Source organism: Novosphingobium tardum, assembly GCF_042652045.1.
Lineage (GTDB): Bacteria > Pseudomonadota > Alphaproteobacteria > Sphingomonadales > Sphingomonadaceae > Novosphingobium > Novosphingobium tardum.
Window position 1 is genome coordinate 1 of the sequence record NZ_JBHSDR010000011.1, and the last position, 1,779, is coordinate 1,779.

4 protein-coding genes are annotated in these 1,779 nt (G+C 59.3%); 2 read left to right on the forward strand and 2 right to left on the reverse strand.

The features are described from left to right. Positions 1-15: 15 nt before the first annotated feature. Positions 16-159: a sunset domain-containing protein gene (locus tag ACFO0A_RS15300; protein ID WP_465263014.1), complete on the forward strand. Its 144-nt coding sequence runs from the start codon at positions 16-18 to the stop codon at positions 157-159. Further along, entirely contained in the window at positions 159-338 is a 180-nt protein-coding gene (locus ACFO0A_RS15275) for a DUF6961 family protein (RefSeq protein WP_379540039.1), read from the forward strand. The genes ACFO0A_RS15300 and ACFO0A_RS15275 overlap by 1 nt, the downstream gene beginning before the upstream one ends. Positions 339-572: 234 nt before the next feature. Here the strand turns inward: ACFO0A_RS15275 and ACFO0A_RS15280 are convergent, their stop codons facing one another. Beyond that, positions 573-1,289: a response regulator transcription factor gene (locus tag ACFO0A_RS15280; protein ID WP_379540040.1), complete on the reverse strand. Its 717-nt coding sequence runs from the start codon at positions 1,287-1,289 to the stop codon at positions 573-575. Positions 1,290-1,455: 166 nt separating this feature from the next. Next, positions 1,456-1,779 (reverse strand): ATP-binding protein (locus tag ACFO0A_RS15285; protein WP_379540041.1); only part of this gene is annotated, 324 nt, incomplete at its 5' end.

A 1,779-nucleotide genomic window follows, 5' to 3' on the forward strand; every position in this document is an offset into this window, starting at 1 on the left:
GCAGCAGGCTGCACGATCAAGGGCAATCGCAACCGCAAGGGCCAGGGGATCTATCACCTGCCGGGCATGCCGTATTACGAAGAGACGCGCGCCGAAGAGCTGTTCTGCAGCGAAGCCGACGCGCGCGCTGCCGGTTACCGCCGCGCGATCGTGCGCTGATGGAGCGGCACCAGGAGATCTGGGCCAAGGCGCTGTGGGTCGAGAACAACAAGGGCCCCGACGCGCCCCGGTTCATCGCCGACCAGATAGCCCGACTGGCCAGCGATCCTGATGGCGTGGCGCGCTGCCAGCAGATCGCCTCCGTTTGCGAGCAGCTTCGTGAAGGAAGCCAACAATGACCCCGGGGACCCGGCTCAAGCTCGAGTTCGGCGTACTCCTTGCCATCGGCCTGCTTATGGCCTGGGCCACGTTCGCGAACCTCTGGGACGTTCTCGCCCGTTGGGTCTAGCGTTTGCGCCGCTGATGCTGACGCAGATTTGATAAATCCGATTCATCCTCGATCGCGAGGCAGGCTGTGGGAAGGGGAATGTTCGCCGCGATTCGAAGCCCGGCTCTCACTTCCATGCTTCAGCTCAGATACTGGAAATTGTTACAGACTTATCCGAGCGCTTGCGGCGTTGAGCGAATGAGCCGCTTGGCTTCATGCCCGCGAGTAAAGCGAGCCGGGTTGCCTCGCTCACGGATCCGGTCTCAAGTTTCTTCATCATGTTCGCGCGATGCACCTCAACAGTGCGAGCGCTAATATCCAATCTTTGGGCAACCAGCTTGTTAGTCAGCCCATCGATCATTCCTTGCAGAATCTCTCGTTCCCGGGGGGTGAGCTCCTTCAGGCTCTGCACCGCGAGCTCTTGCTGGGCCGCCAGCTCTGCTTGAACTGTAAGTCCTCCGAAGAGCTCCTCGAGAAGATTCAAAAGCTCGTCGTCCTTGAGCGGCTTTTCAAGGAAGTCCGAAGCCCCCTGCTTCATCGCCCGCACGGCAACTTCAACCTCGCCGTGACCGGTGATCATGACAACCGGGAGCCTTTGGGTCTGTGCTCCCATCTCTCTAAGGATCGCAATCCCGTCCATTTCAGGCAACCTTAGGTCAAGCAGGACGCATCCCGATGCCAGTGTTTCCACTTCGTCGAGGAAATCCCGTCCCGAAGAAAAGGAGCGCGGTTGGAAGCCAGCGGTGCGAAGGGCCAAGAACAGGGCACGACGCACCATGCTGTCGTCGTCTACCACATAGACCGGGCGCTGGCAGTCCAAGGCGCGGGCCTGTGTATCGAGATGGGAGCTAACAATATCCATAGGGCGACCTCGACCTCGGGGTAGCCGCATCACGGACATCTGTCCACGCTAGGCCGCACATGCTGAGCTGGCACTGAGGCATCAAGCAACCGGTACCGAACGCTGATCATGCGGGTAGCCACACTTGGTGGCAGGTGTCTGAAAGGACGGATTGAACTCACATCCCTCAGCGGGAGGCCGAGTAGTCGCGAGCTGCGGAATGTTCATGCCCAGCACTTCGAAGGGATGTGCGGGGGAGAGTGAAGCACACCGAAGCGCCGCCGTCGGGCAAGTTGCTGGCCTTAATCTGGCCGCCGTGTGCCTCGATAATTGTTCGTGAGATCGACAGCCCTATGCCCAAGCCATCCGACTTGGACGATACGAAAGCCTCAAACACTTCCGCAATGATCTCTTCGGGTATTCCTGGGCCATCATCAATAATGCATACTTCTGCAAAAGAGTTTGCAGGCGCTGCCTTGATGTGGATGTGACAGGCTTTGCCGCAAGCTGC

What these genes read in the sequence shown, in the direction of transcription:
- ACFO0A_RS15275 (WP_379540039.1), top strand. Translation starts at nt 159, where the DNA reads ATGGAGCGGCACCAGGAGATCTGGGCCAAGGCGCTGTGGGTCGAGAAC.
- ACFO0A_RS15280 (WP_379540040.1), bottom strand. Translation starts at nt 1,289, where the DNA reads ATGGATATTGTTAGCTCCCATCTCGATACACAGGCCCGCGCCTTGGAC.